The following is a 16,712-nucleotide window of genomic DNA, read 5'->3' on the forward strand; positions in this document are numbered from 1 at the left end:
GCCGCAGGAGCCGCCGTGATTGCCAACGCGGCCGCGGATCAGCACTTCGGGCGCGGTGACCGTGACGGGCTCGGCATGCACCGAGACCGCCTGATGGACGCCAGCCAAGAGGAAAAAGCCCCTACCGACGCCATAGCCGGTGCGAGGGCCGTGCCTCAGTTTCAAAATTTAGGCAGTGTTAACCATAACTCGGCGAGATAAGCGCATGCCCGAACTAGTTCGAATCGAATGGGTCGATAGCGGCCAGCCGATACCCGGATGGCAATGGCTTTCCGAAGTAGAAGCGCGGCGCGCGCATAGATGCGTGTCGGTCGGCTTCCTTGTTCAGGACGATGAGCAAACAAAAGTCCTCGCGCCGAACTTGGGTGCAAGTAACGGCGGCGAGGATTGGGATCAGGCTTCGGGTCTTTTTACGATTCCGACCGTAGCAATAACCAAAATCGAAAAACTTACTTCCGTCGCGTAGGCTTCTTGTGGTCCGGGCGTTGCGTCAGCGCAGAGGCCGCCAAAGTCTTGATTTCCTTGTTCGTCAGTGAGCCCGGCTTCTGCAAACCTTTCGAAGCAATGCTACCGACGCCTTTGCCGGTCTTTTCGTTCTTACCCATAGCGGTAACCCTTTCTAGGTTGTGGTGCGACTCGGTGAATCGCTGCACGAGTATATCACTGCTGGGCTGGGGCGATCAGTTGTTCACGCTTTTTGTAGGGGCCGTACTTCTCGGCGGGCCCTCGCGCTCATCGATCAGCGTAACGATGTCGCTCATTGGCAATGGAGTACGTGCTGACAACCGCTAAGGTCCTTAGACTTCAGACTGAGGCACGACCCATCCCCCCTAATACAACGGCTCCTCGTACACCGGCTCGCCATCCAGCAGCAGCCGCTTGATCGCGGCGCGGCCTGAGGGCAGCACGGCGGCGACGATGCGGAGCTTCTGCTGGTTGCGGGCGTCCTCGAGCTTCTTGCCTTCGCCTTCGGGCACGAAATAGCTTTCGAGGCCGTATTTGATCGGCAGCTTGTCGCAGAACCTTCGCCGGTCGTCGCCGCAGGACCCGCCGTAATTGCCGACGCGGCCGCGGATCAGCACTTCGGGCGCGGTGACCGCGACGGGCTCGGCATGCACCGAGACCGGCTGATAGACGCCGCCGGCACTGGGCGCGAGCTTGACGAACACGATGGGTTGGCGCGCGTCGGCTACCTTGCCGGCGAGCGCGCCGGCCGGCACTTGCGAGATGTCGTAACGGAGCACGACATAGTCGCCGCGCAGGAGATCGCGGGGATCGACCGGCTGCGTCTGCAAGGTCACCTCGACGCCGTTACGCAGGATCTGCATGCGGTCGGCGACCATCAGGACCAGCAGCGCGCATTGGATCAGGATGGCGATGCCGAACAGCACGGCTTTCGGGATGCGCTGCCAGAACGCGGTGAGCAATGCGATCATCTCATTCATCGCGCGGCCCTCAGCCGCATGCGATTGAGCGCGGTGGCAAAGGCGACGGCTGCGATGCCCGCCACTGCCAAGAAGGCCGAGCGGCGCAGCAGCGAGCCCTTCACCGCCCAGGTGATGCCGGCGATGACCCCGGCGATCCCGAGCCAGCCCGCGACGATGCGCGGGCGCACGTCGTCGAGCATGCCGGAGACGACGAGGCACAGCATGGCCGCGAGCAGCGCGGCATAAGCGAGCCAGGATTCGCCGGCCATGGAGGCCGGCCAGACCGGCGCCGCGAGCAGGACCAGGGCGATCGCAGCTGCTGCAAGCAGCTCTCCCGCGCGCCGGGTGATCGCAGCCGAGGCCAGCGCGAGGATCACGCCGGCATTTCCGCACGCGATCGCCCAGAGCGGCTGGCCCGCAATGGACCCTTCGCGAAAGCGGACGAGATCGTCGACCGTCGTCACCTCCAGGAACGCGGCGGCGGCCAGTGAAAACGCGCCGTAAACCGACAGGACATTGCCGAGCCGGAGCGCCCGCGGCGACGGCGCGGCGGCGATCGCGAGCCCGGCGCCGAACAGCAGCGCCGCACCGCTCGCGAGCACGAAGGACGGCTGGGTGCCCTCGAATTCGAAGCGGAGCGAGGTCGCGATCCACCACGGCAGCAGCGCCAGCGCGACGAGGTGGGCGGCGACGCGGGAATTCCAGGCGAAGGCGAGTGCGGCGGCGAGGAGCCAGACCGCGACGAACGGGAGATGCAGCACGTCGGACGCATCGGTGATCCGCATGCAGGTCCAGATCGAGGCGGCGACGAGGCCGACCGCGAGCGCGCCGCGCGAGCCGGTAAGAAGTGCCGCGGCAAACGCGCCGATCGACCACAGCAGCATGCCGCCGGCGAAGTCGTCGCCGAGGTGGTACATCTGCCCGACCAGCGCGATGCCGGCGCCGAAGATGATCGCACCGATGCTGGCGCAGAGATCGGCGAGAATTGTGCGCTCTCGCGCGGCGAACCAGGCGCCGAGACCGCCGGCGGCGGCCATGCCGGCCAGCAGGATCGCGAACCGCGCAAGGCGCGCGATCTCGGTCCAGTGCGCGGCCACGAAAGCGAGGAACGCGGCGGCGATCAGGAGGCCGCCGACGATGCCGACGACCACGGCGATGTTGATGCCGGCCGGAAGCGGCGGCAGCGCATTGCGGATGGCGGCTGCCGCCGCCGGCGCAATCACGCCGTCGGCCTCCCATCGCGCAAGATCGGCTTCGAGGCGCCGCCGGTAGGTTTGGTCGAACATCGTCCTGGGATCACTTAGGCCCCACCGGATGGCGGGACCTTGCTAGGTCGGATCGTACGGGCGATGGGTTCAAGCTTCCACGCGCGGCCGGGCTATCGCATATGGCTCTTTGCGCGAGCTGAGCGCGCGCCTCGTCCTTCGAGACGACAGCTTCGCTGTCTCCTCAGGATGAGGCTAAGCGGCGTCGGAGCCCGCTGAAACTCGCGCCACACACTCGGTCCTCATCCTGAGGGCCCGCCAGCGGCGGGCGTCTCGAAGGATGGCCACAAGCGATATCACTCTCATGTGCGGCCTATTGCGCCGGCAAGGGAATACGCCGCAGGACGTCGTCATAGGGTGCGAGGTCGAGATAGGCCGTGACCTCCGCGGCCTTGCCGTCCTGCATGAGCAGGATCCACGCGTAAGAGTTTGCGTAGGGCTTGCCGTCGCGGGCGACGCCGCTGCCTTCCCAATGCGCGATGACGTGGTCGCCATCGGCGTAGATCCTCAGGGACGTGGGGCGGACCGGGATCGACAACCGGCTGGCAAACGGGCGGACCGCGCGATCAATGAAGACTTCGCGCCCTCTGAACTCGCCGGCGCTTGGGCCGGATCCCCTGATGCGCCAGACCACGTTGTCGTGCAGCAGGTCATTGAAGAAGGTGGTGCCTCCCGCCGCCCAGCGGTCGAAGGCGTCGGTGACGATCCGCTTGTTGTCCTCCGGCACGGAATTGGCCTGTCCGCAGGGTGCGGCCGTCGTCAGGGTGGAAGCGGTGACGATGACCGCGTAGACGCACGACGCAAGTGCGCGATTAAGCAGGGTTGCCATTGGTGTCTCCCTTTCTGGTGCAAGATGCCGTCTGCCCCGAAGTGATGCACGCAGGTCGGTCGCGTTGTTGCTCGACCTACCCGCGCCGCGCGACGGCGGCGCCGCCGAAGATGAGCTGCTCGACCATCGGACGGCGCAGGAAGCGGCCTGGAAAGATGGGATCGGGCGCGGTCGCCTGGTCGAGGCGCGCCATCTGCTCGGGGGACAGCGAGATCCCGACCGCGCCAAAATTGTCTTCCGCCTGCTCCAGCGTGCGGGCCCCGATCACCGGCGCGGTGACCGCGGGATTGGCCAGCGTCCATGCAATCGCCACCTGCGAGGACGTCGCGCCGAGCTCCCAGGCGACGGATCGAACCGTCTCGGCCGCGTCCAGCGATCGCTCGTTGAGAAGGCCGGACGATGCGATGATCGAGGCGCGTGTCGTACCGACGGCGCGTTCCTGGGAATCCCTGAGATCGGCGCGGGTGTACTTGCCTGTGAGCACGCCGCCGCCGAGAGGCGACCAGGGCAGCACGCCGAGGCCGAGGCTCGCCGCCAGCGGAATGAGCTCGTGCTCGACGGTGCGCTCGACCAGATTGTATTCGATCTGCAGCGCCACGAAGGGCGACCAGCCGCGCAGGTCTGCGAGCGTCTGCAGCTGTGCAATGCGCCATGCCGGCGTGTTGCAAATGCCGACATACTGGACCTTGCCGCTGCGCACGAGATCGTCGAGGCCGCGCATCACCTCATCCGGCTGTGTCGTCGCATCCCAGGCGTGCAGGTAAAGCAGGTCGATGCGATCGGTCTCGAGCTGCCGCAGGCTCTGCTCCACGGACCGAACCATGTTGAGCCGGTGGTTGCCGCCGGAATTGGGGTTGCCGGGATCGCGCGCCATGGTGAATTTGGTTGCGAGCACGAGGCGATCGCGCTTGCCGCGGGCAAACTCGCCGACCATGCGCTCGGACGCGCCGTTGGTGTAGTTCACCGCGGTGTCGATGAAATTGCCGCCGCGGTCGACGTAGAGATCGAAGATCCGCCGTGCCTCGCCGGGATCGGATCCCCATCCCCACTCGGTCCCGAAAGTCATCGTGCCCAGGGCAAGGGGGGAAATGCGCAGGCCGGAACGGCCAAGCAGGCGGTATTGATCGAGCGACGTCATCAGAGCCTCCTTCGGTTGGCTCGGAGATAGCCCCCGAGGAGGGGTGGGAGAAGTTGGCCAATGATGACGGGGGTGGTAAGCATAGCTAACCAATGACCACCGACCTGAACCTCGTCGCCGTTTTCATCGCGGTCGCGGAAGCCAAGAGCTTCCGCGGCGCCGCCGAGCGGCTCGGGGTGACCCGATCCGCGGTGAGCCAGGCCATCCGGCGCATGGAAGACCAGCTGGGCGTGGCTCTCGTGCAGCGAACGACGCGCAGCGTCAGTCTCACCGAGGCTGGCCTGCGCCTGCACGAGCGGGTGGCGCCGGCGGTCGCCGAAGTCGAACGGGCGATCAACGGCGCCCGCGACCGTGACGCGCAGCCGACGGGGCAGCTGCGTCTTGCCGTCTCATCGATCGCCGAGCGATTCATTCGCGGTCCGTTGCTGGCCGAATTCACGCAGGCTCATCCCGGCGTGCAGGTCGACGTCACCGTGACCGATGCGGAATTCGACATCGTGGCCGAGGGCTTTGATGCCGGCGTCCGGCTTGGCGAAGTGATCGAGCAGGACATGATCGCCGTGCCTGTTTCGGGCGATCAGCGCCAGCTGGTCGTGGCAGCTCCCGCCTATCTGGAGCGGTTCGGCGCGCCTTCGCACCCGCGCGAGCTCTCACAGCATTGCTGCATAGGGTGGCGGCCGGCGCCGCACGTTGCGCCCTACCGCTGGGAATTTGCGGAAGGGGGGCGCGAGTTCGACGTCGCGGTGGAGCCGAGGATCACGACGAACGACATGTGGGTCATGGTGCGGACCGCCTGCGCGGGCGGCGGCCTGACATTCGGCATGGAAGAGACGTTCAAGCCGTATATCGAGCGCGGAGAATTGGTGCCCCTGCTGGAGGAATTCTGCCCGTTCTTCCCCGGCTTCTTCCTCTACTTTCCGGATCGGCGGAATCTTCCGCCGAAGCTGCGCGCGCTGGTCGATCACGTGCGTTATCGGGGAAGCGGAAAACGCTAAAGCGGAATGGCTTTAGATCGAATCGATTTGCTCTAGTTTGCCTTGATGCCGGCCTCGCTGATCAGCTTGCCCCATTTCGCGCTTTCGTCCTGAATGAAGCGGCCGAACTGCTCGGGCGAGGTCGGCGCAGGCTCCGCGCCGAGGGTGCGGATCTTCTCCGCCACGGCAGGGTCCTTCAGCGCCTTGGCGAAGGCCTCGTTCAGCCGGGCGATGACGTCCGCAGGCGTGCCGGCGGGAGCAACGAGCCCGAACCAGCCGACAGATTCGAAACCGGCAAGGCCGCTCTCGGCCAGCGTCGGCACGTCGGGCAGGGACGCAAGGCGGCGCGCCGAGGACACGCCGATCGCGTTGAGCTTACCGTCGAGGATCAATTGTCGCGATGCCGGAATATCCAGCACCGCGAACGGGACATGGCCTGCGAGAACATCGACCGCCGCCGGCGCCGTCCCGCGATACGGGACCAGCTCCATCGCGATCCCGCTTCTCTGCGTGAACAGCGCGGCGGTCAAATGCATCGCGGTCGAGTTGCCGCCATGCCCGATCGAGAGCCCACCCGGCTTCGCCTTGGCGAGCGCGATGGTCTCCGCAGGTGTGCGCGCCGGAATATTCGCGGACGCGACCAGCACAAAGGGAATTTCCGCGAGCAGGGTGATGGGCGCGAGATCCTTCAGCGCGAACGGCATCGCGGCATTGAGGTGCGGATTCACGGTCAACGCACCCGCCGGCGCCACCCCAAGCGTGTAGCCGTCGGGCTTTGCCTGTGCGACCGCGGTCATGCCGATGTTGCCGCCGGCGCCGGCGCGGTTCTCGATGACCAGGCCCTGCTTGAGCTCGGCGGTGACCAGCGGCTCGAGCGCGCGGATGACCGTGTCGGCGCTGCCGCCGGGCGGGAAGGTCACGATGATCTTGATCAATTGCTCGGGATAGGCGGCTCGGGCCGCCGCCGGCGGCAACAGTGCGAAAGCGGCGGCCGTCAGCGCGGCCAGGATGCGGCGTCTTGCAACGTGAAACACGGTCTCCTCCATGTATTCTGTTTTTGAAACTCGGCTTGGCGAGCTACGTCGCCAGGCCGTCCGCTCGATGTCGTCCTACGCCGCAGCGCCAGTGATACGGGCCAGCAGGCCCTGCGCGTTCTCCGGCGCCGACTGCCCGCGCCAGGCGATGTGCTGGTCGGGCCGCGCCAGCACGAGCTTCTCGGCATAGGCGCCGTTCGCCTCCTCCGGCGCGACGTCGACCAGCGCGAGCGGCACGCCGCGCGCCTTTGCAGCGTCTTGCAGCTGCGTCACATCGATCGCCGGATCGAACCGCAGCAATGTGTAGCCGGGGCCGAAGGCGTCGTAGAGCGAGCGTCCGTCGCGCAGGAACAAATGCGGCGCGCGGGCGCCCGGCACGGTGGAGGGCGTGAAGCTGCCCATCGCGTAAGGCGGCGGCGTCTCGCCGTCATAGGCGATAATCGGCGAGGCGTCGTAATAGTAGCCGAAGTTGAGGCCGGCGCAGCAATATTGCTGCACGTTGAGATCGTAGGCCGCTTTCGCCAGCGCCGCGCGCGCCGCTTGGCCGCGCGGCGTGTCTTCCTCGATCTCGGCGGACACGCCGCCGCGCTGCGCCATCATCTTCATCGCATGGTCCATCGCAAAGCGCGACACCTGCTCGGTGATGGGCTGCCGCTCCGCCTCATAGGCATCGAGGATCGCAGCCGGCGCCCAGCCGTTCAGATGCGCCGCCAATTGCCAGCAGAGATCGACGGCGTCCGCAATGCCGGCATTCATGCCGTAGCCGGCATAGGGCATCCACAGATGTGCGGCGTCGCCGCAGATGAAGACCCTGCGGTCGCGGAAGCGGTCGGCCACCAGGCGCCGTCCGACCCAATCCTCCTTGCTGAGCACGCGGTATTCGAAGCGCTCGTCGACGCCGAGAATGGCACGGATGGCCCAGTCGCGATCGACCGAGTCGAACTCGGGCTCGTCCGGCTTCAGATGATTGTGGATCAGCCAGCGGTCGTGACCGTCAATGGCAACAACAGTGCCGGAGCGGCGCGGATTGAGCGAGAGCACCATCCAGGCCGGCTTGTGCGCCCCCATCAGCTCTTTCAGTTGCGGCGCTTCGATGAAGGTCGACTGCACGCGCTGGATCACCGGCGTGCCGGACAGGCTGGCACCGATTGCTTTTCTGACGAGGGATCGGCTGCCGTCGCAGCCGATCACGAAGCTGGCTTCGATGCGGAGCGAATTCCCGCTGTCGAGATCGCGCGCCAGCGCGACGACATGGTCGTCGTGCTGCGCGATGTCGGTGATTTCCGTGCGCGCCAGGATCTTGATGCGTGATTGCGCAGCGGCATGGCTGAACAGGATCGGCTCGAGATAGACCTGGTTGATCCGGTGCGGCGGCTCGGGCGTCGGCCACCAGGTGTCGGGGCCGCCGGTCGCGCTATAGCGGCGCGCGCGGGAGGGAATGTCGATGCGGCAAAGCTCGATCCCGGTCGCCGTGGTCCGATAGGAGCAATCGTTGGGAAAGTCCGCAGGGAGCCCCGCATCGCGCAAGCGAGCGGCGACGCCGAGCCGCCGAAAAATCTCCATCGAGCGCGCCGATACGTGGTTGCACTTGACGCTGGGCGGATCGCCGGCGTGGCGGATTTCCGCGACGACGACGTCGATCCCGCGCGAAGCGAGATCCATCGCCGCGGTCAACCCGACGGGCCCGGCGCCCACCACCAGCACTTGCGCTCTCATGCTCGCTCCAATCCTTGCCGCGGATTCTTTCCGTCCGCACAGCATGCATTTTATTGCAGGTCCGTTTATGCGATAAGTCGGAAAGAACTCATCAATTCATGAGATTTCTCTATGAATGTCACATTGCGCCAGCTGCGGATCTTCACCGGCGTGTATCGGACGCGCAGCATCACGCGGGCCGCCCGCGAGCTCGGCATCACGCAATCGGCGGCGAGCCTGTTGATCCAGCAGCTCGAGGCCCAGCTCGGCGTCAAGCTGTTCGACCGCTCCACACGCTCGGTGCAGCCGACGCTGGCCGCCGACGAGGCGTTCGCCGCCGCCGAGCGCATGCTGAGCGATGCGCAAGGCTTGTCGCGCCGCATGCGTGACCTCGCGCAGGCCCGCGCCGGCCGGGTCGTGTTTCTCGCCTCGGCCGGCACGGCATCGGCGCTGCTGCCCATGGTGCTGGCGAAATTCCACACTGGCCATCCCGACATCGAGATCGACATGCGCGACGTCGCCGCCGACGATCTCGTGCCACGGCTGAGCACGACGGATGCTGAGTTCGCGATCGGCAGCGTGGAGGGCGAATTCGCGGACATGACGATCGAGACGCTGACGAGCGGCCGCCTGAGCGCGATCGGCCGTCGCACCGCGGACTTCGCCGCGCGGCGTTCCCTGACCTGGGACGAGCTGGTGCAACTGCCGACCATCGCGATGCGCAGCGAGACACGCATCCGCATGCAGATCGATCAGGCCCTGAGCGCGCAGGGCAAGCGCCTCGATCCGACTTATGAAGTGACCCTGATCAACACCGCGCTCGCCATGACGGCGCAGGGCCTCGGCCTCGCCATCCTTCCCGCGACGATGCTGCCGGCCGACCAGTTCCCGACACTGATCGCAAGACCGCTGGTGCGCCCCGCCCTCACCCGCCCCGTGTCGCTTCTGCAGCGCCAGGGCCGGACGTTGTCGCCGGCGGCGCAGGCCTTCGTGGCGACGGCGCGGATGGTGCTCGCGGGGCGAACGGCACCGGCATCAGGCTGACTTTGCGGAGCTATTTGGGAGGGGGGTCGCTGAGCTGGCGGAGAGGGAGGGATTCGAACCCCCGATAGGCTTGCACCTATGCCGCATTTCGAGTGCGGTGCATTCAACCACTCTGCCACCTCTCCTGAAGGCGCCATATTAGGAGCTGGGCCCCTGTGGTTGGGGGCGTTAATAGGCGAGGATGGCGGGCCAGACAAGGCGCGAAAGAGCAAAATCCGCTGCCTGATTCAGCCCTTGTCGTCCCGCCTGTCGTCCCCTTGGCCTTTCAAGCGATGAGGAACCGCCATGGAGCACCTGACTGTCACGGCCAATGGCGCCGATTTCCACCTGGTCCGCGCCGGACAGGGAAAACCGCTGCTTTTACTGCATGGTTGGCCCGAATTCTGGCTCACCTGGGAGCCGGTGATATCGAGGCTTTCGGACCGCTTCACGCTGATCGCGCCCGATTTGCGCGGCTTCGGCGACAGCGACAAGCCGGATGGCCCTTACGGGCCGGACGGCCACGCCGCCGACATGCTGGCGCTGATGGACCGGCTCGGCATCGAGCGATTCGGCGTCGTCGGCCACGATGTCGGCGGCGCTGTCATGCAGCCGCTGGCCCGGCAGGCGCCCGAGCGGCTCGCGGGCCTCTTCTTCTTCGATTTCGTCTATCCCGGGATCGGGCCGCGCATGGCCGCGCCCGATAGGCTCAACCACATCTGGTACCAGTCCTTTCACCAGATGGAGATGGCGCCACAGCTCATCGGTGCGAGCCGGGAGAGCTGCCGGCTCTACATCAGCCATTTCCTCAAAGGCTGGGCGCACCGGACAAATGCCTTCGACGACGTGCTGGACGCCTTCACGGACAATTTCCTGAAAGCCGGCAACCTCGCCGGCGGCTTTGCGCATTACCGCGCCTCGCATGCCGGGCGCGTGGCGATGATGAAGGGCGAAGCGCCGCCACTTCCGCCGATCGCGGTGCCGACCTGCGTGCGCTGGGCCGAGCACGATCCGCTGTTTCCCTTTGGCTGGACCGACCGGCTGTCCGAGACCTTCAGCGATCTCGACCTCGAGATGTTTCCCGGCGTCGGCCACTTCCCGCATCGGGAAAATCCGGATCGCGCGGCACGCGAGATCGCCGCGTTCTTTGCGCGCATCGGCTGGAGCTGAGGAGAAAAACGGGGTGGGACCGCCAGACGCGGTAAACACTGGCGGTCCCGTGCCGCTTATTGAAATACTGGCCGTGAAGGGCGGCTTCGCCGGCCGAGTGGAAGCGACGATTCGACCCTAGCGTGCGACGGGCGGTCCGCAACGCAATCCGGTCCTTAACCTAACCGGTCAAGGTTACTCCTTGTCCGCTTTACCTTTTTTCTTCCCGTTCTCCGTGGAATCCCGGTCCTTGCCGTTGCCTTCCTTGCGGCGATTGGTGAAGCGCGCATTGCCAAGTCCGGTGCCGATGGTGAGCACGCCCCAGCGGTCAACGTCCTGCATGAACGGTACTTCCGAGAGCCCCTGCACCACGCCGTCATTGTGCATCAGGATCGCGGTGTCGTGCTCGCCAATAGCGGGGATGCCCTCGATCAGGCTCGCCGGCAGGTTGAACTTGCTGCTCTCCCAATTGCCCGGCAGATTCTGCGCGCCCTTCTCGATCGAGCCGTCCGGGTTGATCACACCGGGACAGGCGATGCCGATGAACGGCGCGAGCTTGTAGCCTTCGGCCTCGGCCTCCGTGATCAGCCCTTTCAGCATCTTGGTCAGCCGCTTCACCGCGCCTTCGCGCGTCGGCTCGTCGTCGGCGTGACGCCACAGCTCCGCATGCACCACCTTGGCCTTGGACAGATCCTTGGCTTTCTTCCAGCCGGTTTCCACCACGCCGCAGCGGATGTTGGTGCCGCCGATGTCGACGGCGAGAATGCTGTCATGAGCCTCGAAGATCCAGGACGGCGCCAGGTGTAGCGCGCCGATCAGGCCGGCCTCGTCAGGATGATGGCGGATCGGCTGCAGGTCGATCTTGAAGCCCTCGGATTTCAGGATGATCTCGGCGCGGGCGATCACGAGCTCGCCGAGCCTTGAATCGCGAAAGCCGCCGCCGACGACGATGCGCTCGGTCTTGGCCCAGGCCTTGGTCTTGAGGAATCGGCGCGTGACATAAGCGAGCTCCTGGGAGAAATCCTCGATCGCGCTGTGCACCACGGCCGAGGCCTCGGTGTCGTCGCCGATCAGGATGGCGTCCAGCGTCTTCTTGTTGATCTCCTCGGTCGGCACCTTCCCGAACGGGTCCTCCCCCGTCTTGCGCAGCGGCTTGCGCCAGCGCTCGAGCACCTCCCGGAACGCGCCCTTGCTGGCGCGGTCGCCGAGAAAGCCGTCCTCGTCCTTGATCTCGATGTTGAAGCTGTCGACGTCGACCGATGGCAGCCGTTCGGCGCCATGCTGGGCGATGCCCGTTGTTTTGACCAATTCGTCTGTTGCCATGAGAGCCCTTGCCCCGCTTTCCTGTTCCGGCCGGGACAACTGCGGGGGAACCCGTTTGTTGCAAAGCCCACCCGAGATTCGGCTGCGCGCTTTCAGCGCGGCCAAAGCCTTCAAATCCGGGCGGTTTTCGCCCACTTTTCCTTGACTTGGCGCGCTCGGCCGCTATAAGTCCCACAGCCGGCGCGGGGCGTTTCTCGCGCCGCTTGTTTTTGCTTGGGTTTTCAAAGGGATAATTCCCGCCCACGCAGACTCGCATAAACCATAGCGACTGACAAAAAGCCGGCCCGGACGACGCTCGTCCCGAGGCCGGGATTGAACACGGAGAAAGAACGATGTTCGCAGTCATCAAAACCGGCGGCAAGCAATACCGCGTCGTGCCGGATGATGTTCTCGAAGTAGGCAAGATCGAAGGCGAAGTCGGCTCGATCGTGCAGCTGAATGAAGTGCTCGTGGTCGGCGGCGACACGCCGGTGCTGGGCGTCCCGACGGTCGCAGGCGCGTCCGTCGCGGTCGAGGTGCTCGACCACAAGCGCGGACCGAAGGTCATCGCGTTCAAGAAGCGCCGCCGCAAGAACTCGCGCCGCAAGCGCGGCTATCGCGACGAGATCACGGTTCTGCGCATCAGCGAGATTCTGACGGACGGCGCCAAGCCCACCAAGGGCCCGCGTCCGAAGAAGGAAAAGGTGACGAAGGAGCCGGCAGCGGAAGCCGCCGAGTAACGCAAAACCGATCACGCCAATTCACGAATTGATGCGTGCGACGTTTTGAAATGATTCCGTCAAGGAATTGACCTAGAACTACGCAGGATTTCGGAGACGAGCCATGGCTCACAAAAAAGCAGGCGGTTCATCGCGCAACGGTCGCGATTCCAAGGGCAAGCGCCTCGGTATCAAGGCGTTCGGCGGCGAGATCGTCACGCCCGGCAACATCATTGCGCGTCAGCGCGGCACGACCTGGCACCCCGGCCTCAATGTCGGCATGGGTACGGACCACACTCTGTTCGCCAAGATCGAGGGCCGCGTTGCGTTCCAAGCCAAAGCCAACGGCCGCACCTTCGTATCGGTGCTCCCGCTTGCCGAGGCTGCTGAATAGACGGTGGACAAAAACGGAGTCCGCCGGTCCCGACTGAACCGGCGGAGTCCTAGAGATCGCAAGAGATCGAAGGCTCCAAGGGGAGGCGGGAAACCGGCCTCCCCTTTTCTTTGCTCACTTTGTTCTTTGCACTTTGACTTAGTGACTTTCAGGAGCCGGACATGTTGCAGGATTTCTCGAGCGTGACCTTGGCCGAGGCGAGACCAAGCGTCGTCGCCACCGAGCGGCTGACCTTGCGGCGGCCGACGCTGGCCGACGTCAGGACCATCGCCCGGCTCGCCAACGACCGCCGTGTCGCCGAGAACACGCGCCGCCTGCCGCATCCCTATTCGCAGGACGACGCCGCCGACTTCATCCGCGCCACCGCCGAACTCGGAGCTGAGACCGTGTTCCTGATCGAGCACGACAGCGGGCCGGTCGGCATGGTCGGCATCGATTGCTCCAAGCCCGGCAATGCCGAGCTCGGCTACTGGCTCGGCGTCGAGCATTGGGGTCGGGGCTTTGCCACCGAGGCGGCGCGCGGCGCGATCGATTTCTTCTTCGAGGAGTTCGAGGACGAGCATCTCTACGCCGGCGCGCGCGTTACCAATCCGGCCTCGCGCAAGGTGCTGGAGAAGTGCGGCTTCCAGTGGAGCGGCGTGCAGTTGCACCGCTTCCTGGCGCTCGGCTCCTCGACCCCCGTCGACTGCTTCCGCCTGTCGCGCGGCGTGTGGGCCTCGCTGAAGAGCTGGAGCAGTGCGAGGAGGGTGCGGTAGGGCGAGGCGCCGCACTCGCAATTGTCATCCCGGGGCGCGCGTAGCGCGAGCCCGGGATCCATAATCCCGGAGCGCAGTGTGGGGCAAAGCGCCCACTCCGGGTCGTCGTCCAATTGCTCCCTGGGGCTATGGGTCCCGGGCTCGCGCTGCGCGCGCCCCGGGACGACGTCGTGGCTACGCCGGCGGATTGACCTCGTCGCTCTCACGTCCCAAATCGCGCTCCCGAAGATAAATGTAGAACCCGGCGCCGATAATGATCGCGGCGCCGACGAGTGTTGCGATGGATGGGACGTCGCCGAACACGACGAAGCCGAAGATCACCGCCCAGACGATCATCGAATATTGGTAGGGCACCACGACGCTGGCCGGCGCCAGCTTGAGCGAACGGTTGACGCAGAACAGCGCGGTGACCGAAACCAGCCCGGCGGCGGCGAAGATCGCGAGGCTGCCCGGCGTCGGCGGCACCCAGTTGAACACCGACAGCACTGCGCCCAGCGAGAACGTGCCGAGGAATTGCGAGGACGCCATCACGATGTCGGGCGTCTTGCGCAGGCTGCGCGTGATCAGCATCAGGGTCGCGAAAGAAAGACTGCCGCCGAGCGCGATCAGGGCCGGCAGGCTGACGGTCTGCGCCGAGGGGCGCAGCGCGATCAAGACGCCGCAGAAGCCGATCAGGATCGCGGTCCAGCGCCGCCAGCCGACCTTCTCGCCCAGAAAGATTGCCGACATCGCGGTGACGAAGATCGGGCCGGCGAGATAATAGGTGATGACGTCGGCGAGCGGCAGATAGACGGTTGCGAGAAAGAAGGCCGCGACTTCCAGCGTCGACAGCACGACGCGAACCAGCTGCAGGCCCGGCCGCTCCAGATGCAGAAACTGGTGACGCTGCTTCCAGATCAGCGGCGACAGCAGGAGCAGTGCCGCGCAGGCGCGCAGGAATAGCAGCTGCCCCACCGAATAGGTCCCGACCAGGAACTTGCCCATGGCGTCGCCGAACGAGAACATGAAGATCGACAGCACCATGAGCCCGATGCCGGCCAGGCGCGCGGAGCGATCGTCATAGGCGGAGAGATTCTTGAACAGGGGCATTGCGACGAGTTGCAGGTTCGGGGCTCGTCATTGCGAGGAGCTCTTGCGACGAAGCAATCCAGAATCTTTCCGGGGAGGGATTCTGGATTGCTTCGCTGCGCTCGCAATGACGGGGAGATAGCGGCGAAAGCAGGCGAATAGAGTCGCTTGCAGTCGTTTTAATGACGGCAGCCGCCGCGGCAAGCCCGCGCAAGCCTAATTGAACGGATTGTCGCATTGTTTGCATCGCGGTAGCGATAAGCGCCCAGCGACGAAAAGAGAGCTTTGACATGACCGATTTCGATCCCACCCGGCATCGCATGATCCCGACGCAACGCTGGTTTGAGGATTTCGTCGTCGGCGAACGCTTCGTGCTGCCGAGCCGCACCCAAACCTCGGCATTGTTCGCCGCATTCCAGACCGCGAGCGGCGACACCCACCCCGTGCATTACGACGTGGAATATTGCCGCGCCCGCGGCATGCCGCATCTGCTCGCCCACGGCTTCCAGACCCTGATCCACACCGCGCCCGGCGCCGGCCTGTTTCCGTTCATGGTCGAGGACTCCCTGGTCGGCTTCCTCGAGCAGTCGAGCCGGTTCCTCAAGCCGGTGTTCGCCGACGACACCATCTATCCCGCGCTCGAAATCACCGAGCTGGTGCCGGGGCGCACCACCGGCGTGGTGACGCTGCGCAGCACCGTGTTCAACCAGCGCAAGGAGCTGGTGCTGGACGGCCTGCAGAAATTCCTGATCCGGCGGCGACCGACCGGTTAAGCAAGGGCAGCAGTCGGCGGAATTTCAGCCGGTTTGCGGGTCAATCCGGGTTGCCGCAGGGGGCCGGCTGGCCTACCTATGGCCCATGAAATTCCTTGACGAAGCAAAGGTCTATATCCGCTCCGGTGACGGCGGGAACGGCTGCGTGGCGTTCCGCCGCGAGAAGTTCATCGAATTCGGCGGTCCCTCCGGCGGCAATGGCGGCCGCGGCGGCAATGTCATCATCGAGGTCGCCGACGGCCTCAACACGCTGATCGACTACCGCTACCAGCAGCATTTCAAGGCGCAGAAGGGCGAGAACGGTTCGGGCTCGGACCGCCACGGCGCCAACGGCAAGAACATCGTGCTGAAGGTGCCGGTCGGCACGCAGATCTTCGACGAGGATCGCGAGACCTTGATCCACGACTTCACCAAGGTCGGCGAAAAGTTCGTGCTGGCCGAAGGCGGCAATGGCGGGTTCGGCAATGCGCATTTCAAGTCCTCGACCAACCGCGCGCCGCGCAACGCCAATCCCGGCCAGCCCGGCGAGGAGCGCTGGATCTGGCTGCGGCTGAAGCTGATCGCGGACGCCGGCCTCGTCGGCATGCCCAATGCGGGCAAGTCAACGTTCCTCTCCAAGGTCAGCGCGGCAAAGCCGAAGATCGCCGATTATCCCTTCACCACGCTGCATCCCCAGCTCGGCGTCGTGAATGCCGACGGCCGCGAATTCGTGCTGGCCGACATTCCCGGCCTGATCGAGGGCGCGCATGAAGGCACCGGCCTCGGCGACCGCTTCCTCGGCCATGTCGAGCGCTGCCGCGTGCTGCTGCACCTGATCGACGCCACCTGCGAGCATGCCGGCAAGGCCTACAAGACCGTGCGCAAGGAGCTCGACGCCTATGGCGGGCAGCTCACCGACAAGATCGAGATCGTCGCGCTGAACAAGATCGATGCGGTCGAGCCGGACGAGCTGAAGAAGCAGAAGGACCGCCTGAAGCGCGCCGCCAATAAGACGCCGCTGCTGCTGTCGGGCGCCACCGGCCAGGGCGTCAAGGAGGCGTTGCGCGCGCTGGCCGATGTGATCGGCGAAAGCCCGGTCTCCGCCAAGGCCAAGAGCGCGGCCGAAGCGGAGCCGTGGTCGGCTTAAACTCTCTCCCCAACGTCGTCCCCGCGAAGGCGGGGACCCAT

At 65.5% G+C, this 16,712-nt stretch carries 17 protein-coding genes and 1 tRNA gene; 9 read left to right on the forward strand and 9 right to left on the reverse strand.

Annotated features, from left to right (window positions below; all coding sequences use genetic code 11):
* Positions 1–205: 205 nt before the first annotated feature.
* Positions 206–466: a hypothetical protein gene (locus I6F24_RS34435; RefSeq protein WP_225152529.1), complete on the forward strand. Its 261-nt coding sequence runs from the start codon at positions 206–208 to the stop codon at positions 464–466.
* A gap of 364 nt (positions 467–830) precedes the next feature.
* On the opposite strand, the gene I6F24_RS34440 is transcribed toward I6F24_RS34435, so the two are convergent.
* From I6F24_RS34440 to I6F24_RS34455, 4 genes are all read right to left on the reverse strand, one after another.
* Positions 831–1,445: a GDYXXLXY domain-containing protein gene (locus I6F24_RS34440; RefSeq protein ID WP_225152530.1), complete on the reverse strand. Its 615-nt coding sequence runs from the start codon at positions 1,443–1,445 to the stop codon at positions 831–833.
* Positions 1,442–2,713, reverse strand: a complete 1,272-nt coding sequence (locus I6F24_RS34445) for a DUF2157 domain-containing protein (protein ID WP_225152531.1) — start codon at positions 2,711–2,713, stop codon at positions 1,442–1,444. The genes I6F24_RS34440 and I6F24_RS34445 overlap by 4 nt, the downstream gene beginning before the upstream one ends.
* A 292-nt stretch (positions 2,714–3,005) precedes the next feature.
* A complete protein-coding gene (locus tag I6F24_RS34450; protein ID WP_225152532.1) occupies positions 3,006–3,521 on the reverse strand; it encodes a nuclear transport factor 2 family protein in 516 nt (171 codons plus the stop codon).
* A 76-nt stretch (positions 3,522–3,597) separates the two neighbouring features.
* Positions 3,598–4,659, reverse strand: a complete 1,062-nt coding sequence (locus I6F24_RS34455; protein ID WP_225152533.1) for an aldo/keto reductase — start codon at positions 4,657–4,659, stop codon at positions 3,598–3,600.
* 92 nt (positions 4,660–4,751) lie between these two features.
* Here I6F24_RS34455 and I6F24_RS34460 point away from each other — a divergent pair, with 92 nt between their 5' ends.
* Complete coding sequence (locus I6F24_RS34460) at positions 4,752–5,654, forward strand: LysR family transcriptional regulator (protein WP_225152534.1); 903 nt, start codon at positions 4,752–4,754, stop codon at positions 5,652–5,654.
* A 32-nt stretch (positions 5,655–5,686) separates the two neighbouring features.
* On the opposite strand, the gene I6F24_RS34465 is transcribed toward I6F24_RS34460, so the two are convergent.
* Complete coding sequence (locus I6F24_RS34465) at positions 5,687–6,667, reverse strand: tripartite tricarboxylate transporter substrate binding protein (RefSeq protein WP_225152536.1); 981 nt, start codon at positions 6,665–6,667, stop codon at positions 5,687–5,689.
* 75 nt (positions 6,668–6,742) lie between these two features.
* Complete coding sequence (locus I6F24_RS34470; protein ID WP_225152538.1) at positions 6,743–8,383, reverse strand: FAD-dependent oxidoreductase; 1,641 nt, start codon at positions 8,381–8,383, stop codon at positions 6,743–6,745.
* A gap of 111 nt (positions 8,384–8,494) precedes the next feature.
* On the opposite strand from I6F24_RS34470, the gene I6F24_RS34475 reads away from it, so the two are divergent.
* Positions 8,495–9,406 (forward strand): LysR family transcriptional regulator, encoded by a 912-nt coding sequence (locus I6F24_RS34475; RefSeq protein ID WP_225152540.1) that lies wholly within the window; start codon positions 8,495–8,497, stop codon positions 9,404–9,406.
* A 35-nt stretch (positions 9,407–9,441) separates the two neighbouring features.
* On the opposite strand, the gene I6F24_RS34480 is transcribed toward I6F24_RS34475, so the two are convergent.
* Positions 9,442–9,531: transfer RNA gene (locus I6F24_RS34480), tRNA-Ser, on the reverse strand.
* A 160-nt stretch (positions 9,532–9,691) separates the two neighbouring features.
* Between I6F24_RS34480 and I6F24_RS34485 the strand changes: the two genes are divergently transcribed.
* Positions 9,692–10,555 carry an alpha/beta hydrolase gene (locus I6F24_RS34485; protein ID WP_225132192.1) on the forward strand — a complete coding sequence of 288 codons (864 nt, stop codon included), beginning with the start codon at positions 9,692–9,694 and terminating at the stop codon, positions 10,553–10,555.
* Between the two features lie 174 nt (positions 10,556–10,729).
* Here I6F24_RS34485 and I6F24_RS34490 read toward each other — a convergent pair whose 3' ends face one another.
* Entirely contained in the window at positions 10,730–11,857 is a 1,128-nt protein-coding gene (locus I6F24_RS34490; RefSeq protein WP_036008710.1) for an ROK family protein, read from the reverse strand.
* A 332-nt stretch (positions 11,858–12,189) separates the two neighbouring features.
* Between I6F24_RS34490 and rplU the strand changes: the two genes are divergently transcribed.
* The 3 genes from rplU to I6F24_RS34505 all read left to right on the forward strand — a co-directional run bounded on the left by rplU (position 12,190) and on the right by I6F24_RS34505 (position 13,704).
* Entirely contained in the window at positions 12,190–12,576 is a 387-nt protein-coding gene (gene rplU / locus I6F24_RS34495) for a 50S ribosomal protein L21 (protein ID WP_036008712.1), read from the forward strand.
* A gap of 103 nt (positions 12,577–12,679) precedes the next feature.
* Positions 12,680–12,949, forward strand: a complete 270-nt coding sequence (rpmA, locus tag I6F24_RS34500) for a 50S ribosomal protein L27 (protein WP_025032812.1) — start codon at positions 12,680–12,682, stop codon at positions 12,947–12,949.
* 161 nt (positions 12,950–13,110) lie between these two features.
* The gene (locus I6F24_RS34505) at positions 13,111–13,704 is read left to right on the forward strand and encodes a GNAT family N-acetyltransferase (RefSeq protein WP_225152542.1); all 594 of its coding nucleotides are present in this window, start codon (positions 13,111–13,113) and stop codon (positions 13,702–13,704) included.
* A gap of 174 nt (positions 13,705–13,878) precedes the next feature.
* On the opposite strand, the gene I6F24_RS34510 is transcribed toward I6F24_RS34505, so the two are convergent.
* Positions 13,879–14,793: a DMT family transporter gene (locus I6F24_RS34510; protein WP_225115127.1), complete on the reverse strand. Its 915-nt coding sequence runs from the start codon at positions 14,791–14,793 to the stop codon at positions 13,879–13,881.
* 269 nt (positions 14,794–15,062) lie between these two features.
* Here I6F24_RS34510 and I6F24_RS34515 point away from each other — a divergent pair, with 269 nt between their 5' ends.
* Together I6F24_RS34515 and obgE are read left to right on the forward strand one after the other, a co-directional pair.
* Positions 15,063–15,545, forward strand: a complete 483-nt coding sequence (locus I6F24_RS34515; RefSeq protein WP_225152544.1) for a MaoC family dehydratase — start codon at positions 15,063–15,065, stop codon at positions 15,543–15,545.
* Between the two features lie 85 nt (positions 15,546–15,630).
* Entirely contained in the window at positions 15,631–16,671 is a 1,041-nt protein-coding gene (gene obgE / locus I6F24_RS34520) for a GTPase ObgE (protein ID WP_225152546.1), read from the forward strand.
* The last annotated feature ends 41 nt before the right edge of the window (positions 16,672–16,712 follow it).

It is taken from the genome of Bradyrhizobium sp. BRP23, from assembly GCF_020194135.1.
Classification (GTDB): domain Bacteria; phylum Pseudomonadota; class Alphaproteobacteria; order Rhizobiales; family Xanthobacteraceae; genus Bradyrhizobium; species Bradyrhizobium yuanmingense.

Bases quoted from the DNA above. Each gene is read 5' to 3' on its own strand.
- I6F24_RS34440 (WP_225152530.1), bottom strand. From the start codon at position 1,445: ATGAATGAGATGATCGCATTGCTCACCGCGTTCTGGCAGCGCATCCCG.
- rpmA (WP_025032812.1), top strand. From the start codon at position 12,680: ATGGCTCACAAAAAAGCAGGCGGTTCATCGCGCAACGGTCGCGATTCC.
- rplU (WP_036008712.1), top strand. From the start codon at position 12,190: ATGTTCGCAGTCATCAAAACCGGCGGCAAGCAATACCGCGTCGTGCCG.
- I6F24_RS34470 (WP_225152538.1), bottom strand. From the start codon at position 8,383: ATGAGAGCGCAAGTGCTGGTGGTGGGCGCCGGGCCCGTCGGGTTGACC.
- I6F24_RS34435 (WP_225152529.1), top strand. From the start codon at position 206: ATGCCCGAACTAGTTCGAATCGAATGGGTCGATAGCGGCCAGCCGATA.
- I6F24_RS34450 (WP_225152532.1), bottom strand. From the start codon at position 3,521: ATGGCAACCCTGCTTAATCGCGCACTTGCGTCGTGCGTCTACGCGGTC.
- I6F24_RS34515 (WP_225152544.1), top strand. From the start codon at position 15,063: ATGACCGATTTCGATCCCACCCGGCATCGCATGATCCCGACGCAACGC.
- obgE (WP_225152546.1), top strand. From the start codon at position 15,631: ATGAAATTCCTTGACGAAGCAAAGGTCTATATCCGCTCCGGTGACGGC.
- I6F24_RS34490 (WP_036008710.1), bottom strand. From the start codon at position 11,857: ATGGCAACAGACGAATTGGTCAAAACAACGGGCATCGCCCAGCATGGC.
- I6F24_RS34475 (WP_225152540.1), top strand. From the start codon at position 8,495: ATGAATGTCACATTGCGCCAGCTGCGGATCTTCACCGGCGTGTATCGG.
- I6F24_RS34485 (WP_225132192.1), top strand. From the start codon at position 9,692: ATGGAGCACCTGACTGTCACGGCCAATGGCGCCGATTTCCACCTGGTC.
- I6F24_RS34460 (WP_225152534.1), top strand. From the start codon at position 4,752: ATGACCACCGACCTGAACCTCGTCGCCGTTTTCATCGCGGTCGCGGAA.
- I6F24_RS34505 (WP_225152542.1), top strand. From the start codon at position 13,111: ATGTTGCAGGATTTCTCGAGCGTGACCTTGGCCGAGGCGAGACCAAGC.
- I6F24_RS34455 (WP_225152533.1), bottom strand. From the start codon at position 4,659: ATGACGTCGCTCGATCAATACCGCCTGCTTGGCCGTTCCGGCCTGCGC.
- I6F24_RS34510 (WP_225115127.1), bottom strand. From the start codon at position 14,793: ATGCCCCTGTTCAAGAATCTCTCCGCCTATGACGATCGCTCCGCGCGC.
- I6F24_RS34445 (WP_225152531.1), bottom strand. From the start codon at position 2,713: ATGTTCGACCAAACCTACCGGCGGCGCCTCGAAGCCGATCTTGCGCGA.